The sequence below is a fragment of the Crocosphaera sp. Alani8 genome (assembly GCF_038442745.1).
Taxonomy (GTDB): domain Bacteria; phylum Cyanobacteriota; class Cyanobacteriia; order Cyanobacteriales; family Microcystaceae; genus Crocosphaera.
Map to the genome: position 1 here is coordinate 1 of NZ_JARVCN010000180.1, position 6,735 is coordinate 6,735.

4 protein-coding genes are annotated in these 6,735 nt (G+C 39.6%); all 4 read left to right on the forward strand.

Features of this window, described 5'->3' with window-relative positions; genetic code table 11:
- The coding region (locus tag P9B04_RS11780) for a DUF3987 domain-containing protein (RefSeq protein ID WP_342055182.1) at positions 1-3,510 on the forward strand (3,510 nt) is incomplete at its 5' end.
- A 14-nt stretch (positions 3,511-3,524) separates the two neighbouring features.
- The gene (locus P9B04_RS11785; protein ID WP_342055183.1) at positions 3,525-4,844 is read left to right on the forward strand and encodes an ASCH domain-containing protein; all 1,320 of its coding nucleotides are present in this window, start codon (positions 3,525-3,527) and stop codon (positions 4,842-4,844) included.
- Positions 4,845-4,899: 55 nt separating this feature from the next.
- Positions 4,900-5,940 carry a hypothetical protein gene (locus P9B04_RS11790; protein WP_342055184.1) on the forward strand — a complete coding sequence of 347 codons (1,041 nt, stop codon included), beginning with the start codon at positions 4,900-4,902 and terminating at the stop codon, positions 5,938-5,940.
- A gap of 125 nt (positions 5,941-6,065) precedes the next feature.
- Entirely contained in the window at positions 6,066-6,305 is a 240-nt protein-coding gene (locus P9B04_RS11795; protein WP_342055185.1) for a hypothetical protein, read from the forward strand.
- Positions 6,306-6,735 lie beyond the last annotated feature (430 nt).

A 6,735-nucleotide genomic window follows, 5' to 3' on the forward strand; every position in this document is an offset into this window, starting at 1 on the left:
AGAGGTGCGTACTTGGTAATCAATGGAGGCGGACATAAAAATGAAGATGTGACCGAAGGTTTTGCGGTGTTTTTTGAACATGATGACCTACCCAAAGAGATTCAGAAGACACTTTGGAAGACCTTGGAACTACCCGAACCGACGTTCCAAGTGGACACGGGGGGGAAATCTATTCACAGCTACTGGGTATTTAAAACACCGGTAGAAATAGAAAAATGGAAGGAGTTGCAAAAAAACCTCCTCGAATATGCAGATGCAGATCGCTCCATTAAAAACCCGGCGCGAGTGATGCGGTTAGCAGGAGCGCATCACATATCCCACGACACTGACGGGAACGCCATCTACAAGCAAACAAAGATTATCTCTGCATCGGCCAAAACTTATACTTACGAAGAGTTGCGAGGAATTATCCCAGAGCAAGAAGAAAAGTTGCCTCTAGTCGAAGCAACAATCGGGAATCGTAATGATGTCAACAATTTTGAAGACGGGTCTAGTTTACCACGACACCCGGACGAGATTACGGTTCCAGTACCGGCACCGGTTCCATTGTTACAATGTTGTCGTAAGGAAGTCAGGGAATGGGTAGCCACAGGGGTTCCCAAGGGGTGCAAACGAAATGACACAGCTATTAACGTTGGCTTAGAACTCATTGCAGTTGAGCAATATCTGCAAACCATAGGGCAAAGTTACAGTGATTCGGCTACGTCGTTGTTTCATGAATTCTGTATGCGTAGTGGGATGACGGCAAAGGAAGAAACTGAACGTTACCAATGGTGTCAAAAAACAAATAGCAGTCCTAGCTGTCCCCCTGATGCCATTGAAAGTTGTATTTGGGGATGGTACTGGAAGGAAGTAGTGCAACCTCAGAAACGACAAAATCAAATTTTATCAGAGGGAAGACAACAAACAGCAACTAAGGAGAATAAGGAAGAGAAACAACCGAAGATTAATCTCCTCGATGCAGTTAAAGAAATTATCAAAAAACTGCCTCAAGACTCATTAAGGTATATGGCCTTAATTAATTTAGCGGCCCAAACAGGTTATAAATACCGCGAGATAGAGTTATTGGCCCGAACCATAGAAAGAGAAGAAAACCTAGATGAAGAAACGGCAGAGGGGATCGCATCCTTGTCGACAAATCTGAATCTATACCAACAAAGATTAGACATAACCCGATACTTAGAGAAAGACTTCGCCGGGTTGATGATAGATGCGGCCGAAGCAATGCCTACAGCACCAGAATATTTGTTTAACACGCTATTACCAGTGGTAGCATCCTGTGCAGGAACAAGTTCAACAGTGGTAGCGAATGGGACAGGAGGATATGAACAGCCGTTGATTTTCTGGAGTGGGAATGTGGCCCACTCAGGACAAGCCAAGACACCACCGCAACAGGTGATTATTAAACCATTGATGGACATGGAAGCAGAAGCGGCCGATAGATACAATCTTTTGAAACGGGAATATGAACAAGATAAATCAGGAGATCTTGCCTGTCCAACAAGAGAACGGTTCATGATGACCAATGTAACCATCACCACCAAAATGAGGATACACGGCGAAAATACAAGGGGCTTATTGGAATACATGGACGAGTTATCTAGTGATTTCCGTCGGTTGAATCAATATAAGAAAGGAGGTGTAGGGGACGATAAAGAACAAGAACTCAGTTTCTTTAATGGTAGTTCCATTAGCTATGACCGCAGTGATTCTCGATTATTCTTAGATAAAACCGCTTTAAGTAAAACCGGAACCATCCAATGGGACACCTTATCTAAGTTGATGGATAATTCTGGTTTTATTGAATCAGGATACATGGCGAGGTTCTTATTGTGTTCGATTGGCAATGCCCCAAAACGTTACTTAGACCTATTTCAAGAAACAAATGCGGTTCCCGACTTGCAACACAAGTTAAGGTGGCTCTATGAACAAATGCGAGAATTACCCGAAAAACAATATTTACTAGACCACGATGCTAAAGTTCTCTTCCAAGCATGGAACCATACCTTAGTGGATTTTGGCATCAGAGAATATAACCATGCCTTAAGTCTGGTGTACCCAAAGATAGAATGCTATACCCTTCGCTTGGCCTTATGGTTGCATTTAGTCAATTCCTTATTAGAAGGAAAACAACCTCATTTAGTTATCGATGGAGCAACAATGAAAGCAGCCATTGAAATCGGTTCGTTTTACTTAGGTCAACATCGACTTATTTTTACAAATACCGATTCCTCTAATGATTTAGAAGGAATTTTACTCAAAATCCATACTAAAGCCCTCGATGTTTACCAACAGACTGAAAAAGGGGTTAGTGCTTCCTGGGCTAAGAAAAATTTTAACGCCCTTAGAAAAATGTCCACTGATCAGATCCGCTCTAAATATTTTCAAGTTCTCGCTAGTAATGGTTACGGAAAATTAGAAGGGGTTGGGAAATCAATGAAATATATTCCCTTTGAACAACGGTTTGGGTTTTCTGAATCTAATCATCCAGAAGTTGATGAAAGTTGTGAAGTTTCTGGTAATTCGATGGAGATATCAATCGGTGAAATGCCTATTCAGACTTGCTTTAAACAAAAAGTTGCTAAAATTGATGACTTAACCTACTCGAAAATTATAGACAACTTACTAGACAATCAAAGTGGTTACTCAGAAAATCATCAACTTATCAATCAATCACCGTCAACAATAGATGAGAAATCGGTTACAAAGGTTGAGACTCCCCCTCAATGTGAAAATCAACCATCAAACCTTGAAACAATCACCAATGACCAGTCACCAGTCATCAGTAATAAACAGTTTATAGTTACCAATCAACAATCAGAGGTTGGTAATATCTGTACTTTAGCTGAGAGTGAAAATGAGAACACAGAACTGGTGACTGATATTGAGTGGTTAATGAATGTGTTAGAAGATTTGGAACGGGATAATTCCCTTCATACTGCCGAGGAGTGGCTTGAGTTATTAACCGAAGTCGAACAAAAAGTTCTTACTATCGAGGGTTTTAATGAACAGTACCCAAATTATTGGACTCGAATCTGGGCGGCTTTTCCTGATAAAGAAACAGAAACAGAAACAGATTCAGCGTCCACACTCGATGACCTTAAATCCCTGCTACTAGCCTGTAAAACCTGGGTTGAGCTTAAACAGTTACAGAAACAACATCCAGAACAAACCAAAGCGGTGTACACGGCTTTGAACCCATCTCAACAAGTACAATTAGATGCGATTGCAGCCACGGAAGTTAATGAGGATGTCTTTAAATATGTGGGGTCACAACGCAAAGTCGATGGTGTGGAGATAGAACCTGGAACGCTGGTTTACTTAGACCCTCAATCGAATAACAAAAACCGATTACATCTTAAAGTCCGTCTCCTGCAAGGAATCAACCAAGGTTGGCAGAAAGTGGTTGAGATATCTCGTGATGCCCTAGAAGCTGTTGAAAAAGCTGTCAACGAGGGATTAGATGCCATCGAAGGACAACAGGGTAATCTACTCGACGGGCAAAGTTAGCTGAGGACGCAACCATGACGAAACTATTGAAAGATAAGGCTTCTGTGAAAAATTCAAAGCAGGAGTCACAGGATACTATTGCCCAAATCAAGGCCATTTCGTTGCACCCGCCGTATGCTTCTTTGATTAAAATGGGACTGAAGCACTTTGAGACACGCAGTTGGCCCACTAACTACCGAGGAAAATTGGTTATCTGTGCAGCCAAGAAAAATACTAACCAGCAACAATCGAGCTATTCCGCTTTGGCTTCAGAGTTGGGCATTGATTTAACACTGCATCCTTGGGGTAGTTTACCCTTGGGAGAGGCGATCGCAGTTTGTGACCTCGTTGATTGCATTGAGATGACCGAAGATTTTATCAATGAGCAGTCAGAGACTGAACAACGTTGTGGACATTGGGAACCGGGATGCTTTGCATGGAAACTAAACAATGTACAACCATTGCCATTACCTGTGCCTATCAAGGGGAAGCAGGGTTTGTGGAACATCGACCCTGACGAGGTTGAGCAATGGTTGCAAGGCTCGGATGATGGGGATGTCATTGTATCCGAAGTGATCCAATTTGAGGAGTTAACCAATGATGAGCAACAGGAACGGCTACGGTTAGAACGTATTGTCGAGAAAAGTTTTGTCGTGGCGGGGCAAGCTTTGCGTCAACTAAAAGATCTAAAGTTATATCGAGATCGGTATAAAACCTTTGAGGAGTATGCTCACAACCGATTTGGTTTTTCCCGTCGTCGTCCTTATTTTTTAATAGATGCAGCCGCCGTAGTAGATAATTTGGAAAAATGTGATCCATTGGATCACAAAAATTGGAAACTTCCAACTAATGAACGTCAAGTTAGGCCATTAATTAGATTAGAACCTTCTAAACAAGTAGAAGTCTGGACAGAAGCACTCAAACAGTGTGGCGGAAAAGTGCCAAGTGGTCGTGTTGTTAAAGAAGTGGTGCAGAATATGCAGCAACCGAAGAAAATCCCGATCCCCTGGCGTGTTGGGGAAGTGGCACAGATCATCATCAAAGGAAACCCAGACCTCAAGGGCAAAGGTGGGTGTTGGGCTGTTATTAAGGCTGTTAACGATTTTAGCTGTTCTGTGCAACTATGGGATGGTCAATACGAAGTGAAACCTGAGAATCTCAAAGACTTACCCTACTCGAATGAACAACAGAAGGAAATTAAGGACTTAAGCGATCGCATATCAAACATCAAGCTTGTTGATATTGAACAACCAGCGAGGGATTTTTTAGCCGGTTTGGGAAAGATTAATCGCCCTTGGTTGACAGATATTGAAGAAAGTCTAGTGGAGGTCTTAGAACGGAAAATGAAACAGTAGAAAAACTGAGCTTCCTCTAAGGTAAAATAAAGGAGGCAAACATAGATTCAAGTGAATGACCACGCAAGAAAAACCTCTTTTTACCATAGCAGAAACACCATTATTGTTTTCAGCCGTTGGGTGTATATGTGGAAGTTTTCATTCTGATGAAAAAGGAGAAGAAAGTCGTTTTTTACATGGGATATTAAAGACCAGAGATGAGAGGGAATTTAGAGCCTCTGTAAAAAGGAGAGACTGGGAAAAATGGATAAGAACAGGGAAAATTGAGCCATCGGAAAAAAACTATTGGCGAGTGTATTTTAGAACAACGAGAATGGGAATAATCACCAGAATAGAATTACTTAGGGTGATAAAAGATCCATTTCCTATACCGATTGAACCGAAAGGAGAAGTGATAGAAAACCCTGAAGATTTATTTAGAATGAGAGGGAAGATTCTAGAAATAGGAGAGAAAGGATTTGCTCTAAAAATAGAAAGAAATGGGTTTGCTAACGAAGGAAGCCCTGAGTTACAATATTTTTATTTAAACCTAAAAGGAGAGTTACCTTCAGAAGCAGAAACAGACCAATTTTGGGAGATAATGTGTATTAGAGATGAAGACTATTTAAAACTAATAAAAGGAAGATGGATTAATGAGAAATTGACAAATAACTGGGATAAAGAGTTAGAAAAACAAGGAAAGATAATCTCAGTCCCACCTAAAAATAAAAAGAAACAGAAGCCATCTCAAACTGCAAAAAAATCTCCTACCGAATCAACAGTAATAGAGAGTCCAATTATTATGCTAAATGGAAAACAACCAGAAATGACAGTGAAGTTCACCGAGCGTCCTGAGTTACCCGAACAAGGTAAAAAAGTGACGTTACAAGTAACAGGAGAAAACGGGATTGTAGTTAAAGCTGAAGTGAATAGGAAAACGTTGGCTAAACAAGTCCAAAAAATGGATAGTTTTGCAGATTGGGTCGCTGCCTTTTCAGGGAAAGTTTTAGAAATAACGACGGATGGGGTGGTGATTTTAGAAGCAGCGAATGTTCAGGTTTTTCAGAGGAAACAGAAGGTTAAAGAAGAAGAAAAAGAGAGTAATAACGATAATTGATGTGATAAGGGATTATTAATTAAATCTAATAATCGAGGCTGATTATTAGATTTTTTATTGTTATTATAAATTATAATTTGAGAACTAAAAAAACTTTAGACAAATTAATGTTTGTCTTTCCGATTATGAATCCTGAAAACCTGGTTATATGGCAGACAAAAGAAAAGCTTAAAAATCTTTCTAATCAAGAACTTACTCGCCTATATTTAAAGTTAAATATAGGTTCTGATGTAACAAATGATTCCGCTTTTCACAAGATAAAAGATCTTTTCACACTGGATAATGGTAAGAAATGCCACCATCTAGTAAAAGTTGGTTTCGATTGTGCTATCTCAGAGCGTTTACCTGAATTATCTCATAATTAAATTAAAAAATAAAACATGACTTAAAATGAGTAGCCATCGTCATCAACCAAGTCTCGGATAATTAAACTCTAAACTCATAGTCAATGTTTTCTGCCGTAGAAAATGATTTTGCTGGAATTTCTTCCAACAATTCGAGTATCCTTTAATAAACACCTAATAAGGAACAATCTAAATCAATTTAGATTGTTCCTTATTTTCTAAAATTTAACTAATGTTGAAAATGAAGATAATAAAAAAGAAAAACCGTAGTTTGAAATAGTCTTCTATTATTGAATAAGTTTTCCTCTAAAAGCCCTTGCAATAGCCTCAACCTGATTGGAAGCATTTAATTTATTCATAATCGTCTTACGATGAGAACGGTAGGTACTAAGAGAGATATAATACCAAATCCGCTCTTTTTAACCCCCTTATAAAACCCTTTACTAATAGA